The following is an 18,179-nucleotide window of genomic DNA, read 5'->3' on the forward strand; positions in this document are numbered from 1 at the left end:
CCCTTTCAATCTTATAGATAAACCATTTCAACTTCATACTATATTAACTTCTAAGTTTTTTATTTAAAATTATCTTATGACTCAATTTCCTGCCATATATCTTCATATTTATAACCAGTTAATTCTTCAATAACTTTACTTGTATCAGTATCAACATCTTTTTTAGAACCTCCGGCTTTAAGACGCTCTAATTCATTCTTAATAACACTGTGAGTCTTTTTATTCAATTTAAAGGTCAATGCAAATAATAAAGCAAGTAAAATGAGTATGCCAGTTCCAAATACAAGAATGTATGTAATGGCATTTTGTACTTCAATTGACTGTGTTGCTTTACCTTTTATATATCCACTTGAATTCAATATAATTCCTACAAAGAATGTAGCAACTGCAACTGTTGATTTACGAACAAATGTCATGACCGCAGCATAAATTCCTGCTCTATGTTGTCTTGTAATGATTTCATCTAAATCAGGTATCAGGGGAAATACATTCCACGGAGCAAAAGTTAATATTGAAAGACCAATATTATAAACAAATCCTATTGCAAACAATAAAACAGTTATGTTACTAGGTTTAATTGAAAACAACATGTAAAACCCTGCTAGTGAAATTAATACAATAGTAAATGAAACAGTATATAACCATCTAGGGCCAAATTTAATCATTAAAAATCCTGAAATAAATATTATCAGTGGTCCAATAAGACTTAAAGACAAAACATTTGCTGCAGTTGTTGCACTGACGGATAATACATAAACACAGAAATATGCAAATACTGCATTAAATGTATCCTTGGCAGTAAATGAAAGTAAATAAATAGCTAAATGTTTACGAAAAGTCTTTAACTTTAATGTAGAAATATAAATTTTTAATTGATTTAATATAAAATTCCCCTTTTCTTTTTTACTTCTTTCATTGATTTCATTAATCATTTCCTCTGTAACAGGACGTTCCCAGGTTGATTTATACGATATGAATATACAAACAGCATAAATACATGAAAAAACTATTCCATTAATTAAAAATGATGAAGCATTATTTTGTCCCATATATTTAAAAAGCTGACCTGGAATAAAAGTAGCTAAGAAACTACCTATAGAGGATATAATCAATCTTGTAGAAGATAATTTTGTACGCTTATCATAATCATTAGTCATCTCTGTTGGCAGTGTCTCCCAAGGAATTAATACCATTGCAGCAATTATTTCAAAAAGCAAATAAGAAGTTAAATAGTACCAATAGTTCATTTTTGCTATCCATATTAACGAAAATTCTAAAATTAGAGGTATACCTATTAATAAGAAAAAATGCCTGCGTCCAAAAAGTTTTCCTAGTTTTGTTTTATAAAAATTATCTGTTAATCCTCCCATTATTAAACTAGTAACAGCATCTACTATCCTCGCTATAGCAATAATCGAAGCTGCTTGTACTGCATTGAGCCCAGCAAATGTAGTATAGAAAAACAATAACCAAGCACCTATAATGGTAAAAGCTCCTCCACCCATCATGTCAACTACGCCAAAACCTATTGACCTAAGTACTGTAATTTTTCTTGGTTTATATACATTAGAAATTTTTTCTTTTTCCATAATTTCCACCTTCCCTATAATCATTAAACTCTTTATTTTCTTAAAATTAGGTAACAAAAAATTCTTAGACTGGGTTAAACCTTTACATCTATCTTAAAAAATATGAAATACATTTAGTAATTACGTTTTTTTCATACTACGCCTCCTTTTTACTTGCTAACCTTATACTGTTTTAAGGATTATAAACAAACTTTTTTCTTCCTTAATCGTAACTACCATACTTGTATGGTAACTAAGATTAAAAAAAATAATATATTTCTCGCTTCAAATCTAAAGTAGTTTTGCAAATAATTTTTTCCAAAATTATAGCCACATAAAACTACACTTATACAATATCTTGTTAATATGTACAAGTCTAAAATTTTTTACAAAATATATATTTTGTAAAAAACGTAGTTTTATGTGGCTGTATCTCTCATTCTCTTAGCCTAAATATTAAATTTTCTAATTTGTAATCGTATTCTTAGTATTACATATTTATTTCATGATGTCAAGTTACAATATGGTTATAATTTTCCAAAAATGAAAAGCTTTTATTAAAGTCATGTTGGATGCACCTATTTCCAATTACTCCATGCATCCGGATTATATCCAACTGTTGCTTCTCTGCCGTTTCTAACTATTGGTGTAACATATACTTCAGGATTATTTAATAGTATTTCTTCTTTAACTGAATCAGCTCTTATTTTATCAAGATTTAAAGCTTTATATTTTTTTGCCTTAGTATTTATTAAATTATTTAAGCCAATAGCAGCTTTAACACTAGCTAGTTCACCTTTACTTAATGCTTTTTCTTTTAAATCTATAAATTGATACTTTATTTTTCTTTCCTTAAAATATCTTTCTGCTTTTTTTGTATCAAAACATTTTTTAGTTCCGAAAATTTGAATGTTCAAAAAATCACCCTCTACAGTTATATTATATATATAAATACCGCTTACAGTAAACTCAAAAATTTGGTAAATATATATATAATTAATGTTATAATTATTACATATATAGTTAAACTACAAACTATTTATGCACCATAATGCCGAGAAGACAGCATTTTGGTACAAATAAATTTCAAGTTTCAGAGTAGTTTATCTTTATAATTATAATTTAAAATAAAAACATTTCAAAATATAATTATTTTTAGGAGTTAAAAATGCTAATTATTAATTTTATATTGACTTCAATATTATGCTATTTCATTTCTGGTATAGTGCATGAACTAGGACATATTATTGTAGGTCTAATTAATGGATGGAAGTTTTATTTATTAATCGTTGGGCCTTTAGGAATAACAAGAAATGAACATAATAGCATAAAATTTTACTTTGAAAAGCATGCTGCTATGTGGGGTGGTGTTAGCTGTACTTTACCTAAAGAAGCTAATGAAAATAATATAAAGATATGGTCAAAGGTTTTATTAGGTGGCCCCTTAGCTTCAATAATTATGGGGATTATTTTTCTGCCTTTAAGTATCATTACAAAGAATATAGTGTTTCTACTATTAGGGGCAATGCCATTAGGAATGGGAATCATTTGTATTCTCCCACTTCCTTTAAAAACAGGTATCCTATATACTGATGGTGGAAGATGGAGCAGACTGCATAAAGGTGGACAAGAAGCAGCTGAGGAAATAGCTTTATTTAAATTAACTGAAAATCAAATTATATGCAGGGATTTTTCAAAAATTGATTTAAATAGCATTGAATCACTTTTAAAGTCAAACGATATTGTAATTAATTATTATGGATATTATTATAAATTCCAATATTACAAAGCAACCTCTAATAAAGAAAAGATGGAGTTAGTTATTGCAAAAATGGAAAATATAAAAGATAAAGTACCAGCTCTTATTGTTAAAGATTGTAATATAGATAAGACGTGATTTTCATTAAAAATCATTTAAAGAAAGTCAAAATGGCTTTCTTTAAAATTTATTTTTTATATAATTTGATGCATTTTTATATTGAGATGAATCTGAATGTTTTGAATTATATATTTCAACAACTTTATCATGTAACCCTTACTCCTTCGTTTTCTTTATTGGTTCTATAACTTCTGCATCTACTTCATTGTCTGACGCATCAGCTATAAGCCAGCTATCTTTTTGCTCTTCATTCTTAGCTCCATCATTTGTTTCCATACTTAGTTTATTACATATAATTACTAGCTTTCTTCCTAACAATGCAAAAATGGTTAGAATTATTACTATGATTAATATTATACCTAAAACTATACTTATAATATGAATTTTCCTCATTATATCCCTCCCCTATCCATACAATTAAAAGTAAAAAAATAAAACTACGAATTACAAAATCATAGTTTTATTTATATATTAAAGATATTATACTATATTTTAATTTATTTTACAATTAAATCCATACAATATATTCTTATCCAATTTATTACTAAAAATCAATGAAAATATACATATTGAATTTGGGCATAAGTCCATGTGATTGATGAACAAAATCTTATGCACTTTATAAAATTCCGTAGGTAAAGAAGAATTTTTCCTTGCACTACCGTGGGAGCGAATCATTGTTATTTCACATTATTTTTAGATTATAATATTAACTTTTTCGTCACTCTCAACATTCTTAACAATTTCCCCACTTGTTATCATATCCGTAACCTTATCAAGCTCTTTGTACATTACCTTATCTTCTTTAATATAATCAACTTTTTCTCTTATAGTTTTATATGCAATTGAAGTACCTTCTCCTAATTTTGCTCCTTCTCTAAAATCAACTGCCTGACAAGCTGCCATAAGCTCTGTTGCTAACACTCTCTTGGCATTTTCAAGTATTTGTCTTGCCTTTCTTGCTGCAATAGTTCCCATGCTAACATGATCCTCTTGATTTGCTGAAGATGGTATAGAATCTACGCTTGCTGGATGTGCTAGGACTTTATTTTCTGATACTAAAGAAGCAGCTGCATATTGAGTTATCATAAAACCAGAGTTAAGTCCTCCCTGCTCTGTTAAAAATGCCGGAAGTCCATTACTAAGCTGTCCATTAACAAGTCTTTCAAGTCTTCTTTCAGATATATTAGCTATTTCAGAAAGAGCAATTCCAAGAAAATCAAAGCTTAATGCCATTGGCTGACCGTGGAAATTTCCTCCCGAAATCACATCACCATTCTCAAGAACTATTGGATTATCAGTAACAGAATTTATCTCTATTTCAACTCTTTCTTTTACGTAATTGATTGCATCTTTACTTGCTCCATGAACTTGAGGTATACATCTTAAAGCATAAGCATCCTGTACTCTAAGTTCCCCCTGTCTTGTAGTCAAATTGCTTCCATTTACTAAACTCAAAATGTTTTTTGAAGTATTAATTTGTCCTTGATGAGGTCTAAGCATATCAAGTCTATTATCAAAAGCATCTGTAATTCCTGTTAACGCTTCAAGACTTAAAGCTGCTGCAATATCACTTACCTTTAAAAGTTCAATAGCATCATAAACTGTAAGTGCTCCAACTCCTGTCATTACTTGTGTTCCATTGATTAAAGCAAGTCCCTCTTTTGCAACAAGCTCTACTAGTGAAATCCCTGCTAATTCCATTGCTTTTTTTCCAGGCATAACCTCACCTTTATATTCAGCTTCGCCCTCTCCAATCATAGGAAGTACCATGTGTGCAAGCGGTGCTAAATCTCCAGATGCTCCGAGAGAACCTTTTTCTGGTATTATAGGGTGAACTCCCTTATTAAGCATTTCAATTAAAGTCTCAAGTGTGCTAAGCCTTATTCCAGAAAATCCTTTTGAGAGTGCATTAGCCCTCAAAAGCATGATTGCCCTTACACTTTCTGTAGGAAGGTTATTTCCTGTACCGCAAGCATGTGAAATTATAAGATTTCTTTGAAGGGTTTTACAATCTTCCTTAGAAATACTTACATTTGCAAACTTTCCAAAACCAGTTGTAATTCCATATATAGTTTTTTCATTTTCTACTATATCATCAACAATTGCTCTTGATTTTTCAACCTTCTTTTTAGCTTCATTAGCAAGTTCTACCTTGTAGTTATCTCTAGCAATAAGGGCTAAAGCTTTTAGCGTTAAACTGTTTCCATCAATTAAAATAGTATTCATATTATAAATTCCTCCATTTTTTCATATATTAAAACACAAAAAGAGAGCAAGACTCACCACAATGAATCTTGCCCCCTAAAAAAACTATATAAAATGCACTGCTGCACTTTAAACTCTGAGCACTAAATCACTTAAATAAAATATTAAATTGTAGTTAAACGGGATATATACCAAGTCCTATAACTTCATGTTCATATCCTTTAACAGGTGCACCCATGTTTCCATACAAAACAACCGCTATCCAGCTTCCGTCCTTCACATCTCCAGGAAGTCTTGATCCCTTAACAATCGTAAATACAAGTCCAGCTGTTCTAAGTACATTTCCAAGACCTATCTGACCACGACAAACACCTTCATATGCCTCTAAAACAGCATGATAAAGTGAATGTTCTTCTCTATAAATATTTTTTATGAACTTTTCTCTTTTTGCAGCTGTTTCTATGGATGCAAAAATCTTGGAAGAATCCATTGCTCCAACGAATCCTTTAAAAACTTTATATCCTTGAGCTTCTGCCTTATTTCTAATCAACTCTTCATCACTATCAGAAGACATGGATAATAACATTGCAACTTTTCCAATGCTTAAAGATTCAAACAATGTATTCACTTCCCTTATCATTTAAATATTATTAATTTAATACTTAATAACACTATTTTATTATAAATTATTAAATGATCTATTGCAACTAAAAAACTTATTTTTTCTTTTTTACCCTAAAAGTAAACTTTTAATTACAAATATGACAAAGGAAGCTGCAAAAGAAAGCACTAAGAATAAGGAAATTTTAATAACCATAATTTTAGTAAGTATCGTCTTAATATTGTTTTTTAGCTACATTAATTGCTCTTACGTACAAAACAATTGAAATATCTAAGTATTTTACAATTTTTGATCCAAGATTTATTAGGACTTTTTTAAATCGTTCCTTCAGCATTGTTACTTCGCTCCCACGGTAGTACAATGGAAAAATTCCTCCGTACCTACGGAATTTTAGGCGTGAATCTTTATAGTACATTATTTGAACAGTTTATCATTGTTTTTATCTTGAAATCTCGTTATTATGGTATTCTTCATAGGAAATCGGATTATAGGATGTACATAATATTCCGTTCAAGAAGGATAACAATCATATACGAGGTTTGGGATGTAGTCCCATTATCCTTCTTTAACTTGTATTAGTCATCTATCTATTAGTCCAAACCTCGTATATATGTATATTTCTTGCATTTAGACCTAAGCGAAGTAATGCTAATTTTAATATTCATGTTGTCTATCTAAGTATTATTACTTGTTCCGGAAAATTCATAAGTGCATCAAGCTTGTCTAACTTTTCTACACACGCTTCAGAACCAATTCTCAAAATATATTTTTGTTCTTTAGTAGACATAGGCCAGCTTAGCTTGCGATTTATAATAAAGTCTACATATGTATTGCGTAAAATATCTCCTGACTTTTTCATTTCCTCTTGTGATAAAACTTTAGTAAGCATTTCTGGTATACTATCTTCCCATAATGCTATCATATCAAATCCATGAAGAGCAGGTGGCAATTCATAGCTATACTGCCATACTGAAAGTCCCCTCTCTATTAAAATATCAGCTAATTTATAGGTATGAGTTCTATACATATAGTCAGAGATAATATCGCATTTCTTTTGAATTCTATCATTCTCAGTGATATCCCTAGAAATTTTACTAAATTCTTTTTCTGCATATACTGAATTATCACCAAAGAGCTGTTTTGCTATTTTACTGAATTCTTCATCCTTAGCAAAGTAGCTATACCATCCTGATTCATTCTTATTGCAGCCAATAACCACGCTGCCCTTCCAACCATCTTCACTTTTAATGTCCTGCCGCCATGTACTTGAAATTACAATATTATCAGCCACAGGCCCAAAATAACAAGTAGATGCGCCGCTTTCACAAAACTCTTCATTTGCCTTCATTAAAACGTCATTATCTATAGTAAGAATGTCTTCAACATTATTAAGCTTTAAAACTTTAACGAAACGCTTTGTTATTTCACGTGCAGTATTTATATCTCTTATACTTTGAATTCCACCACTTGATAATATTGCACTATGAAATAAATCTTTGGATTCTTTTGCTACCATGAGTGCACCAATAGATTTAGCACCAGCAGATTCACCAATTACTGTGATTCTATTGGAATCACCACCAAAAGCAGCTGCATTATTATAAATCCACTTTAATGCTGCTATTTGATCTAATGTTCCATTATTACCTGAAGTTTTATATTTATCTCCAAGTTCTTCTCCTAAATAAAGATATCCCCATACTCCTACACGATAATTAAAACCTACATAAACAAAAGGCTCTCCTTTTAATAACCCAACCCCAGTTTTTACTTTTTTATCTGCTCCACCATTTTGAAACGCTCCACCGTATATATCAAGTATAATAGGAAGTTTTCCTTTAATACTTGGTGTAAATATATTTATGCTTAAGCAGTCATCTGACATATTAAATTCTTCTTTTGCCTCTTTAGAACTTTGCCAGCATCTTGCACCAGGTTTAAAAGCCTTAAGAGTTTCCTCCCACTTTACTTCATGAGGTGCACAAAATCTCTTTGCTTTTGCAAATGGAATTCCAAGAAAAATTTGATATCCATCTGAGACAAACCCCTGAACCTTACCGCCTGTTGTTTTTACAATATCTGTAGCTATCATACAACGATACCACCTTTCAAAACGTTTGGGCAAATTTATTTAATAAATATATTTTAATTAACCTTCAGCCATATATCCAATATATATATTAATATATAATCTATACCCTGTAAGTTATAGATAATTTTTTAAAATACTCCACCGCAAAATTTCTAAAAAGAAGTGAGGCTTTGCTTAAATAACGCTTTTCATCCCATGATATGAATATTGTCCTCTTACATTTCGGTTCCTTTATATGGAGAAAAGCCATAGAAGATCCAACAGAACTTCCCCATGACACTTGTGGTATAAAAGCAACCCCCTGCCCAGCTTTTATAAGTCCTCTTACAGTAGATGGATCATCGCTTTCAAAAATAATATTAGGACTAAAACCTGCCTTTTTGCAAAATTCATCTGTTATTTCTCTCAAGCCTTTTCCCGGTTTAAGACTTATAAAATTCTCATTTGAAACCTCTTTTAAACTTATACTTTTCTTCTTTGCCAAAGGATGATTTAACGGAACAGCAAGATATATTTCCTCTGTCAATAATGCCACGTTATTATTCTTCTCTTTATGTTCGCATGAGGAGGATATGCATAAATCAAAATCAGAATTATTTGCATCCCTTGAAAAATGTTGAAAAAGTTGAAACCTAATATGGGGATGCAATTTGCAGAATTCGCTTAAAAGCTCTGGGATTATAGTTGATGCAGCAAGAAATACAAGCCTTATATCTCCCAGTTCCTTACCTTGTAAATCTTTAATTTCCCTTCTGCCATCCTCAAGTGCAACAAGCGCAATATTAACCTTTTCAAGAAAAGCTTTACCATACTCATTAAGGTGTATATATTTTCCCCTTCTATCAAATAAGTCTACACCCAGTTCCTTTTCAAGGTGAGAAATAGTCTTGCTAAGCGCAGGTTGGGCTATATAAAGTTCATTTGCCGCTTTTGTCACGTTTTCAAACTTAGCCACTGTTTTAAAATACTTAAGCTGCAGTAAATCCAAAACATCACCCCCATTACAGTTGATAGTTGACAATGGACAGTGGATAGTTAAAGGTTGACAGTTATCCATTGTGAATTGCTTATCTATCTATTCCAATAAGTATATAGATACTATAAATAATTATATATTAGACAGCATAAATAGTTCAATAATATAATTGATTATAGATAGTATAAAGGAGGAAATCTCAATTATGAATGATTCATGGACCAAACACCGTGATGAAAAAAAGCTTAAAATAAGCAAATTAAGTCACCTTGTTGATGATAAAATAATACCCACAGATAGAATTGTAGAAGCACTTGAGACACTTATATCACCATATGATAAAGTTGTTCTTGAAGGTGATAATCAAAAACAAGCTTCCTTTCTTTCAAAAGCTCTTGATAGGGTTGATCCCGATAAAATAAATAATTTAAATATGATAATATCAAGTATTTCAATGCCAGAGCATCTTAATATTTTTGACAAAGGCATTGCTAGAAAGCTTGACTTTTCCTATGCAGGTTCTCAAAGCTTAAGAACAGCACAAATGATAGAAGATAACAGAATGGTTGTTGGCTCTATAAATACTTACCTTGAACTATATGCAAGACTTTTTGTTGATTTAATACCTAACGTTGTACTAGTTGCTGCCGACAAAGCGGACAAGGATGGCAACTTATATACTGGTGCAAATACAGAGGAAACCCCTACTATTGTTGAAGCAGCAGCTTTTCATGATGGCATAGTAATTGTACAAGTAAATGAAATTGTAGATACACTTCCAAGAGTAGATATACCAGGTTCTTGGGTAGATTTTGTAGTTAAAGCTGACAAGCCTTATCAAATAGAACCACTATTTACAAGAGATCCAAGAAACATTAAAGAAATTCATATACTCATGGCTATGATGGTCATAAAAGGAATTTATGCCCGTCACAATGTAACCTCTTTGAACCACGGCATAGGTTTTAACACTGCTGCTATAGAACTCCTTCTTCCAACTTACGGGGAAAGTCTCGGACTCAAGGGTAAAATTTGCAGGAACTGGGCACTAAATCCGCACCCTACTCTTATTCCAGCAATAGAAAGCGGCTGGGTAGAAAGTGTTCACTGCTTTGGTGGAGAGCTTGGAATGGAAAAATACATTGCTGCAAGACCAGATGTATTTTTTACAGGTCCAGATGGAAGTCTAAGATCAAACCGTGCTTACTGTCAGGTTGCAGGTCAATATGCAGTAGATTTATTTATAGGTTCTACTCTTCAAATGGACCCTCTTGCAAATTCATCTACAGTAACTTCTGGAAGACTTGCAGGCTTCGGTGGTGCACCTAATATGGGAAGTGATCCTCATGGAAGAAGACATTCCTCAAAAGCATGGCTCGATATGGCATCAGGTGACAGTGATATAATAAGAGGAAAAAAACTTGTGGTTCAAATGGTAGAAACCTTTAAATCCGGAAATGATCCTGTATTTGTTGAATCTCTAGATGCCATAAATGTAGGTAAAAATGCTAACCTAGCTTCAACTCCAGTCATGATATACGGTGATGATGTTACACACGTTGTTACAGAAGAAGGAATAGCTTATTTATACAAAGCTCAAAATATTGATGAACGCCGTGATGCTTTAGCCGCAATTGCAGGAGTTACACCTATTGGTCTTAGCATAAGCAAAGATAAGGTGAAAAAATTAAGAAATAAAGGTGTTGTTTCATTACCTTGTGACCTTGGAATAAAACATACGGAAGCTAAACGCTCGCTGCTTGCTGCAAAAAATATTGAGGATCTTGTAAGCTGGTCTGATGGATTATATGAACCACCAGCTAAATTTAAGAACTGGTAAAATGATTAATTATAATGAAATTAAATTTCTTGCAAAACATGCAGTGAAGGCACTTGCAGATGAAGCTGCACTTACACCAAAACCAGGTTTAGTGGATAAAAACAACTGTGGTGCTCACAAAGATTTAAATTTAGCTTTAATGCTCCGTTCTGCAAATGCTCTATACAATACATTTTTAGAAATGGCCGAAGCATCTTTTTCTAAACTTCCCTCAAATAAACTTTGGCAAGAGCTATCTCAAATAGGCTTAAAGGGTGAAAAAACAATGTTTAACGAAACAGGAGGAATTAACACTCATAAAGGAGCAATATGGGCACTAGGGCTTTTAGTTTGTGGTGCTGCAATGAACGGTGAATACGATGATACGCGAAAAATAGTCGCTCTGGCATCAAAAATAGCCTCTTATAACCGTACATCAGAAATATCAAACGGCTTTTATGCCTTAAAAAACTATGGAGTAGCAGGTGCAAGAGGTGAAGCTCAAGCAGCCTTTCCTCATGTTATAGATGTTGCTCTTCCCACTTTATATAATTCTAGAAAAAAAGGCTTCTCAGAAGACAGCTCTAGAATAGACGCTCTTATAGCCCTAATTGCTACAGTTGATGACACATGTATTCTTCACAGAGGTGGAATGGGAGCGCTAATGGAAGCTCAAAATGGTGCTAAAGAAATAATTCGCAGTGGTGGAGCAACCACAGAAGAAGGTTTTAATTCTCTCATTAAACTTGATAAAATGTTAATTAAGATCAACGTTTCTCCCGGTGGAAGTGCAGATCTTCTTGCAGCAGCTTTATTCTTAGACAGTATAAAAAATAGGAGGTAACAAATTGGAAACTTTGACTTTTAAATATAAAGCAACAAAAAAAATTTCTAATCGTGCTCATGTCGGCGTTGTTGGCTCTGGAGATTTAGAAATACTTATGGAACCATCAAAGGATGACTTTGCCGCAGTTGTGATTAGAACACGTTTCGATGGATATAAAAATATTTGGAAAAGCATTTTAGATAAATTTTTCTCTACAAACGATGTAGCAGCATCCTTTGAAATAAATGATTTTGGAGCAACTCCGGGTATGGTATCCATGAGACTACTTCAAGCTCTGGAGGTGAGTGAAAATGAATAAGTTAAAAGACAGCTTTATAGAATTAAATTCAAGAGAGCGTGCAAAAGCAGTGCTTGATAAAGGAACCTTTAAAGAACTCATAGGTCCTTTTGAAAAATTTGAATCTCCGCATCTTCCACTTCAAAACATAGTACCTCAAAGTGATGATGGCATAGTTATTGCGCAAGGTCTTATAAATGGTAAAAAGGCAGTTGTAATATCTATGGAAGGTGCTTTTCAAGGAGGTGGTATTGGTGAAGTTTCTGGTGCCAAATTTGCTGGAGCACTTGAACTTGCCCTTTGTGACAACAAAAATGGAATAAAAACTTACCCAGTTGTAATATTTGATACTGGCGGCGTAAGGCTTCAAGAAGCAAATTACGGACTACTTGCAATATCCGAAATTCAAGCAGCTGTTGTAGAACTGCGAAAGTTTGTACCTGTAGTTGGAGTTATTCCAGGAAAAATAGGCTGCTTTGGTGGAATGTCTATGACGGCTGGATTGTTCACTACCCTCATAATCACTCCTGAAGGAAGACTAACCTTAAATGGTCCAGAGGTTATAGAACAGGAAGCCGGCATAGCAGAGTTTAATTCTAAAGATAAAAGACTTATATGGAATACAATAGGTGGAATTCAGCGTCATGCTGCTGGTTTTACAGATATTCTTGCAGAAGATGATGTAACTTCTATAGTAGACGCTATTAAAACTTCCTTAAATAAAAAAGAAAATACTGTACCTAGAAGTGAACAAATAGATATTTATCTTTCACGTCTAAGCAGCATAGATCCATCAAAGGCTATTACTCCACTTGAAATGCGTGAGCTTTGGAAAAAAGAAAACTTTGATAACAAGATAAATATAAAACAAAAGCCTTACATCGAAAAGGTAATGAGCAGAGGCAGAACATGGTTTGAGGCTTTGACTAATTCAGATGGCACAAGAGAAGGATATGCCCCTTCTGTGTTATGTGCTGACAAAATTATTGGCGATGAAACTGCAAGATTTATTGCCGTTGCTCCTAATCCAAACGCCCGCTTTCCTCGTGCAAGACACGGTGAGGTTGGACTTGAAGAAGGCTTTACCATAGCCAAATATATACGCGAAGCTATAAAAGAAGATGAAACTAAAGTTACCAAGCGTCCTATAATCGCAATTGTTGATGTTCCAAGTCAAGCTTATGGCTATAAGGAAGAACTTCTTGGAATATTTGAATCCTGTGCAGCTTCTGTAGATGCCTATGTCTCTGCAAGGTTAAACGGGCACCCAGTAGTATCTCTTATAGTTGGCCCTGCAATCTCTGGTGCTTTTTTAGCCCACGGTTATCAAGCAAATACACTCATAGCCTTGGATGATCCTAAAGTTTTAATTCATGCTATGTCAAAGGAATCTGCCGCAAGAGTTACAAAGAGAAGTGTTCATGAACTTGAAGAAGCAGCCAAAAAAGTACCTTCAATTGCATATGATATACGCTCTTATTCAACTTTAGGCTCACTTTACAATTTAGTAGAAGGAATAAATGCAGATAATCCTTCCGTAAATGATATTACTAAAATAAAGTCTATTTTGATAGCTGCTATTAAAGCTGCAAAAGAAAATCCTTACGATTTAAGTGATAGACTAAAAACTAAACAAGCAGCTGTTGGCAGAGCTTTTTCAATAAAAGTACGTGAAAGGTTAAAAGAAGAATGGAACTAAACCCACATGACTTGATAAAGATAAAAAACTACGAAAATCTTAATATTCATTTTTCAAATTACTCTTGGGCATTAGAAGCACTAAAAAATTCACCCTTTGTTGTGGTTCGCCGTGCACCAATTTTAGATAAGCTTATACCCATTGGCATACGTGGAAACTTGAGATCTCAAAGATTAGCTGCTTTTTTACCTTTTTCAGATATAGATTGTATCTTTTCTCCTACATATATTGTAGAAAAAAAGTTGTGGCTTCAAAATTTTCATATAAAAAATACTAATATATATTCAGCTATAGAAGCCCTTTATAAAATATTTGAGGAATACAACTTAAAATGGGGAATATGCGGCAGTGCTGGTTTTGAGCTCATAACTAAAATACCCACAGTTACAGAAAACAGTGATTTAGATATTATGATAAAAATAGAAACAGCAGATAAACTTTTTTCTGCTGCTTCTGCCAAAGAATTGTGCAAAAAGTTATTTGACATAAAAGTTAAAATCGATATCCAAATTGAAACCCCAAAAGGTGCTGTAGCTTTAACTGAATATGCTTCGGAAACCAATCCAATTTTAATTAGAACAATAAACGGTCCAAAGCTTATATATAGAGAAAAGTTAGGAGTGATTTTATGAACACAGCTTTTTTATTTTCTGGTCAAGGCTCACAAGAAGTAGGCATGCTTCATAATTTACCTCATGACAAAATAATTTCAGATACCCTTAGTGAAGCCTCTGAAATTTTAAAGGAAGATGTTTTAACCTTTGACACCAAGGAAAAGCTTTCATCTACACGCTTTGTTCAGCTTGCTTTACTCATATATGGAACCGCTTTTTCTCGTTTTTTAAAAAATAATGGTGTTTTTCCCGATATAACTGCTGGTCATTCTATAGGAAGTTTTACTGCTGCGCTTTTATCAAATGCACTCAATTTTTCAGATGCTTTAAAGCTTGTAGCGTTAAGAGGAAAGCTTATGGAAAGTGCCTATGAAACAGGCTATGGGATGGGAGTTATACTAGGTCTAAGCGAAATACGCGTTGCCACCATTATTAAAGAACTTTCCAATGAAGAAGTATATATTGCCAACATAAATACTCATAATCAAATTGCGATAACTGGCAGCATTTCAGGAATCAAAGCTGCCTTTGAAATGGCAAAAGTTATAGGCTGTGAAAGTACAAAAATTCTAAAAGTAAGTGTTCCTTCTCACTGCAAACTTTTAAATAATGTTTCAAATGAACTTTTTAAAGAACTTAATAATATAAATATAAATCGCCCATCTACACCTTATGTTGGAAACTACACTTCAAGAGTAATTTTAAACAAATCACAAATATTAGAAGAACTTTACAAAGGCGTGTGCAATCCAGTTTTATGGTATGATTCCTGTACTCTAATGTACGAGCTTGGTACCAGATTATTTATAGAAATAGGCCCAAATCAAGTTCTTACTAATATAAATAACAAACTATTCCCAGAATGCCGTTCCATATCTATGTCTAATACTAGCATTGAATCTACTTTAATTCTTTACAAAAGCTAATTAATTGGACAATATGCATAATTAATTATCTATTTTTTTAGGTTGTTGTTAATTTAATTCGCCAAAATTATATGATACAATTTATAGAACATATACTTATTCATGGAACATATATTTATATTATAAAATATTGGGGAGTGATCATTATGAACTTTTTAGTATTAGATGTTGGTGGTCAAGCTATAAAATACGCTATTATGAATGAAAAGGCGGAATTCATAGAAAAGAATGAAACTCCAACGCCTTTAGATACATTAGAACATTTTATAGAAACTATAGGAACAATTTTCGATAAGTATAAAAGTACAATTTCTGGAATGGCTATCAGTATGCCAGGAAGAATAGACAGTAATACAGGCTATTTATATACTGGAGGTGCTTTAGAGTACAATGCAGAAAAGGATATTGGAGCTATGTTAAGTAAACGTTGTCCTGTGCCAATTTCAATAGAAAATGATGGAAAATGTGCTGCACTTGCAGAAGCTTGGGCTGGAAATCTTAAAGACTATGATGATGGTATTGTAGTAGTTCTTGGTACTGGCATCGGCGGTGGAATAATTAAAGATAAAAAGCTTCTCAAAGGAAAGCATTTTATTGCTGGTGAATTTAGCTTTATTTTTACTAATAATCCTCCTTTATACGGAAGATCTACCCAAACTTTTGCAGACGACTGTGGAACATGTGGACTAATTATCCCCTTTGCAAAAGCCAAAAATTTACCATTAAACAAAGTCGATGGTCGTAAGTTTTTTGAATACGCTAACAGCGGCGATGAAGATGCATTACGGATATTAGATGAATATTGTCATAAACTAGCTATACAATTATATAACCTTCAGCATATTTATGACCCTGAAAAATTTGCCATTGGCGGTGGAATAAGTAGACAAGATATATTATTTGAATACATTGAAAAGAATATTGAAAAATGCTCTAAAGAAATAAACTACATGATAAAACCAGAAATAGTTCGCTGTAAGTTCTTTAACGATTCAAATTTAATTGGAGCACTGTACAACTACCTTACAACAAAATAATTTATATGGGAGCCGCTCAACTACAACTTAGTGCTATAGCTCCCATATTTTTTGTTTCAAAAAATGTAAATATAATCTTGTACTCACCTCATAATCTTCTAAAAAAAAATTGTACAATCAAGGTAATTTTATGTTATTTCTATAGACAATTTTATTTTTCTACTGTAATATATATACATATAAGTAATTTATATTCATTACTTAATAAATTAAAAAAGAAGGGATTATATGATTAAAAAGAAGTTTTCACTAAGAAAAAGTTTACTTACAACATTGTTTATTTTAGCAGCATTTGTTGGGTCATTTTTTCCTCCTCTGTGCAACCGTTTTCAAGATACTTCTATAAAAGCTGAAGTAAATTATAACTTACCTAGCAGAACTGAGAATGGTGTTATAGCTCAAGCTTTTACCTGGAGATTTAAGGACATTCAAAGTCATCTGCAAGAATTTGCAAATGCCGGATATAAAGCTATTTTGGTATCTCCAGTTCAAAGAACAAAAAACAATAGTAACGACTGGACAACCCTATATCAACCATGCAATTTTCACATTGGAAATGCTCAACTTGGAAGTTATGATGATTTTAAATCCTTATGTTCAGAAGCAAACAACTATGGAATTAAAATTATAGTTGATGCTTTACTTAACCATGTAGCAACTAGTTCGCCTGGACAATGGGATGATGCAATAGATGATAGTCTAAAGCACCGTGAACTCTATCATAATCAAGGAACCTGCACTGATACCACGGATAGATATCAGGCAACCCAAAAAGATATTGGCGGACTTCTTGATTTAGCAACTCAAAGGACTGATGTTCAGGACATGGCAATACAATTTTTAAATGAATGTATTGATGCCGGTGCTGGAGGCTTTCGTTTTGATTCAGCTAAACATATTGAAACTAATCGTGGACAAGATGCCAATCAAAGCTGGGCAAGCAATTACTGGGATACGGTTCTTGGTTCACTGCACAACAAAAACAATCTCTATATGTATGGTGAAGTTCTTCCAGACAACGGAGACAACAATGAAGTTTATAGATCATATTTTGATATTACAGCCGAAAGCTATGGCTGGAATGTAAGAAATGCAGTGCGAAATAAAAATTTAAATGGACTTTTAACCATTCCACATGGTAATACTACCCTATTACCAAGTCAGGCTCTATGCTATGTTGAAAGCCATGATAATTACGAACATGGTCAAAGTTCAGACTTTTCAGATTGGGAAATAAAGATGGGCTTTTCAATAATAGACGCAAGAGCAGAGGTTACCCCTCAATTTTTTATAAGACCTTTTAACAATCTGTGGAAAGATAATGATATAATTGCCGTAAATAAATTTCATAATGCCATGGTTGGACAGAATGAATATTTAAGATGGCCAAGAAATGAAACTATGATGATAGAACGTGGCAGCGAAGGTATGGTAATTGTAAACGTTGGTGGAGATACCTATATTGATTCTGAAACTAATTTAAAAGATGGTACTTATACTAACAAAGCAAGTGCAAATTGCACTCTTACCGTTTCGAATGGCAGAATAAAAGGCAATATTCCCGGGGGACAAGTTATCGTTCTTTATAATTATTCTAATCCCGCACAATAAATAA

General features: G+C 32.7%; 17 protein-coding genes. 9 read left to right on the forward strand and 8 right to left on the reverse strand.

What is annotated here, in order from left to right:
• Positions 1 to 74: 74 nt before the first annotated feature.
• Together ACJDT4_RS16430 and ACJDT4_RS16435 are read right to left on the reverse strand one after the other, a co-directional pair.
• Entirely contained in the window at positions 75 to 1,589 is a 1,515-nt protein-coding gene (locus ACJDT4_RS16430; protein ID WP_406788671.1) for an MFS transporter, read from the reverse strand.
• Between the two features lie 557 nt (positions 1,590 to 2,146).
• Positions 2,147 to 2,485 carry an arsenate reductase family protein gene (locus ACJDT4_RS16435; RefSeq protein WP_406788672.1) on the reverse strand — a complete coding sequence of 113 codons (339 nt, stop codon included), beginning with the start codon at positions 2,483 to 2,485 and terminating at the stop codon, positions 2,147 to 2,149.
• 251 nt (positions 2,486 to 2,736) lie between these two features.
• Here ACJDT4_RS16435 and ACJDT4_RS16440 point away from each other — a divergent pair, with 251 nt between their 5' ends.
• Positions 2,737 to 3,465 (forward strand): site-2 protease family protein, encoded by a 729-nt coding sequence (locus tag ACJDT4_RS16440; protein ID WP_406788673.1) that lies wholly within the window; start codon positions 2,737 to 2,739, stop codon positions 3,463 to 3,465.
• A 138-nt stretch (positions 3,466 to 3,603) separates the two neighbouring features.
• On the opposite strand, the gene ACJDT4_RS16445 is transcribed toward ACJDT4_RS16440, so the two are convergent.
• From ACJDT4_RS16445 to ACJDT4_RS16470, 6 genes are all read right to left on the reverse strand, one after another.
• On the reverse strand, positions 3,604 to 3,840 hold the full coding sequence (locus tag ACJDT4_RS16445; protein WP_406788674.1) for a hypothetical protein: 237 nt from the start codon (positions 3,838 to 3,840) through the stop codon (positions 3,604 to 3,606).
• A gap of 303 nt (positions 3,841 to 4,143) precedes the next feature.
• Positions 4,144 to 5,676: a histidine ammonia-lyase gene (hutH, locus tag ACJDT4_RS16450; RefSeq protein ID WP_406788675.1), complete on the reverse strand. Its 1,533-nt coding sequence runs from the start codon at positions 5,674 to 5,676 to the stop codon at positions 4,144 to 4,146.
• 154 nt (positions 5,677 to 5,830) lie between these two features.
• Positions 5,831 to 6,274 (reverse strand): HutP family protein, encoded by a 444-nt coding sequence (locus ACJDT4_RS16455; RefSeq protein WP_406788676.1) that lies wholly within the window; start codon positions 6,272 to 6,274, stop codon positions 5,831 to 5,833.
• A 217-nt stretch (positions 6,275 to 6,491) separates the two neighbouring features.
• A complete protein-coding gene (locus ACJDT4_RS16460; protein ID WP_406788677.1) occupies positions 6,492 to 6,638 on the reverse strand; it encodes a hypothetical protein in 147 nt (48 codons plus the stop codon).
• A 309-nt stretch (positions 6,639 to 6,947) separates the two neighbouring features.
• Complete coding sequence (locus tag ACJDT4_RS16465) at positions 6,948 to 8,369, reverse strand: carboxylesterase family protein (RefSeq protein WP_406788678.1); 1,422 nt, start codon at positions 8,367 to 8,369, stop codon at positions 6,948 to 6,950.
• Positions 8,370 to 8,469: 100 nt separating this feature from the next.
• Positions 8,470 to 9,357: a LysR family transcriptional regulator gene (locus tag ACJDT4_RS16470; RefSeq protein ID WP_406788679.1), complete on the reverse strand. Its 888-nt coding sequence runs from the start codon at positions 9,355 to 9,357 to the stop codon at positions 8,470 to 8,472.
• A 193-nt stretch (positions 9,358 to 9,550) separates the two neighbouring features.
• On the opposite strand from ACJDT4_RS16470, the gene mdcA reads away from it, so the two are divergent.
• The 8 genes from mdcA to ACJDT4_RS16510 all read left to right on the forward strand — a co-directional run bounded on the left by mdcA (position 9,551) and on the right by ACJDT4_RS16510 (position 18,175).
• Positions 9,551 to 11,185: a malonate decarboxylase subunit alpha gene (mdcA, locus tag ACJDT4_RS16475; protein WP_406788680.1), complete on the forward strand. Its 1,635-nt coding sequence runs from the start codon at positions 9,551 to 9,553 to the stop codon at positions 11,183 to 11,185.
• Positions 11,154 to 12,008: a triphosphoribosyl-dephospho-CoA synthase gene (locus ACJDT4_RS16480; RefSeq protein ID WP_406788681.1), complete on the forward strand. Its 855-nt coding sequence runs from the start codon at positions 11,154 to 11,156 to the stop codon at positions 12,006 to 12,008. The genes mdcA and ACJDT4_RS16480 overlap by 32 nt, the downstream gene beginning before the upstream one ends.
• Before the next feature lie 4 nt (positions 12,009 to 12,012).
• A complete protein-coding gene (locus ACJDT4_RS16485) occupies positions 12,013 to 12,309 on the forward strand; it encodes a malonate decarboxylase subunit delta (protein ID WP_406788682.1) in 297 nt (98 codons plus the stop codon).
• On the forward strand, positions 12,302 to 13,987 hold the full coding sequence (mdcD, locus tag ACJDT4_RS16490; protein ID WP_406788683.1) for a biotin-independent malonate decarboxylase subunit beta: 1,686 nt from the start codon (positions 12,302 to 12,304) through the stop codon (positions 13,985 to 13,987). The genes ACJDT4_RS16485 and mdcD overlap by 8 nt, the downstream gene beginning before the upstream one ends.
• Positions 13,978 to 14,619: a malonate decarboxylase holo-ACP synthase gene (locus ACJDT4_RS16495; protein ID WP_406788684.1), complete on the forward strand. Its 642-nt coding sequence runs from the start codon at positions 13,978 to 13,980 to the stop codon at positions 14,617 to 14,619. The genes mdcD and ACJDT4_RS16495 overlap by 10 nt, the downstream gene beginning before the upstream one ends.
• Entirely contained in the window at positions 14,616 to 15,527 is a 912-nt protein-coding gene (locus tag ACJDT4_RS16500; protein WP_406788685.1) for an ACP S-malonyltransferase, read from the forward strand. Before ACJDT4_RS16495 ends, ACJDT4_RS16500 begins: the two co-directional genes overlap by 4 nt.
• Positions 15,528 to 15,673: 146 nt before the next feature.
• Positions 15,674 to 16,564: an ROK family protein gene (locus tag ACJDT4_RS16505; protein WP_406788686.1), complete on the forward strand. Its 891-nt coding sequence runs from the start codon at positions 15,674 to 15,676 to the stop codon at positions 16,562 to 16,564.
• Between the two features lie 228 nt (positions 16,565 to 16,792).
• Positions 16,793 to 18,175 (forward strand): alpha-amylase family glycosyl hydrolase, encoded by a 1,383-nt coding sequence (locus tag ACJDT4_RS16510; protein WP_406788687.1) that lies wholly within the window; start codon positions 16,793 to 16,795, stop codon positions 18,173 to 18,175.
• Positions 18,176 to 18,179: the final 4 nt, after the last annotated feature.

Source organism: Clostridium neuense (assembly GCF_045310695.1).
In the GTDB taxonomy this organism is placed as follows: domain Bacteria; phylum Bacillota; class Clostridia; order Clostridiales; family Clostridiaceae; genus Clostridium_S; species Clostridium_S neuense.

Excerpts from the sequence above, each read along its gene's own strand:
- ACJDT4_RS16465 (WP_406788678.1), bottom strand. The coding sequence starts at position 8,369 with ATGATAGCTACAGATATTGTAAAAACAACAGGCGGTAAGGTTCAGGGG.
- ACJDT4_RS16500 (WP_406788685.1), top strand. The coding sequence starts at position 14,616 with ATGAACACAGCTTTTTTATTTTCTGGTCAAGGCTCACAAGAAGTAGGC.
- mdcD (WP_406788683.1), top strand. The coding sequence starts at position 12,302 with ATGAATAAGTTAAAAGACAGCTTTATAGAATTAAATTCAAGAGAGCGT.
- ACJDT4_RS16480 (WP_406788681.1), top strand. The coding sequence starts at position 11,154 with ATGAACCACCAGCTAAATTTAAGAACTGGTAAAATGATTAATTATAAT.
- mdcA (WP_406788680.1), top strand. The coding sequence starts at position 9,551 with ATGAATGATTCATGGACCAAACACCGTGATGAAAAAAAGCTTAAAATA.
- ACJDT4_RS16430 (WP_406788671.1), bottom strand. The coding sequence starts at position 1,589 with ATGGAAAAAGAAAAAATTTCTAATGTATATAAACCAAGAAAAATTACA.
- ACJDT4_RS16505 (WP_406788686.1), top strand. The coding sequence starts at position 15,674 with ATGAACTTTTTAGTATTAGATGTTGGTGGTCAAGCTATAAAATACGCT.
- ACJDT4_RS16495 (WP_406788684.1), top strand. The coding sequence starts at position 13,978 with ATGGAACTAAACCCACATGACTTGATAAAGATAAAAAACTACGAAAAT.
- ACJDT4_RS16445 (WP_406788674.1), bottom strand. The coding sequence starts at position 3,840 with ATGAGGAAAATTCATATTATAAGTATAGTTTTAGGTATAATATTAATC.
- ACJDT4_RS16440 (WP_406788673.1), top strand. The coding sequence starts at position 2,737 with ATGCTAATTATTAATTTTATATTGACTTCAATATTATGCTATTTCATT.
- ACJDT4_RS16510 (WP_406788687.1), top strand. The coding sequence starts at position 16,793 with ATGATTAAAAAGAAGTTTTCACTAAGAAAAAGTTTACTTACAACATTG.
- hutH (WP_406788675.1), bottom strand. The coding sequence starts at position 5,676 with ATGAATACTATTTTAATTGATGGAAACAGTTTAACGCTAAAAGCTTTA.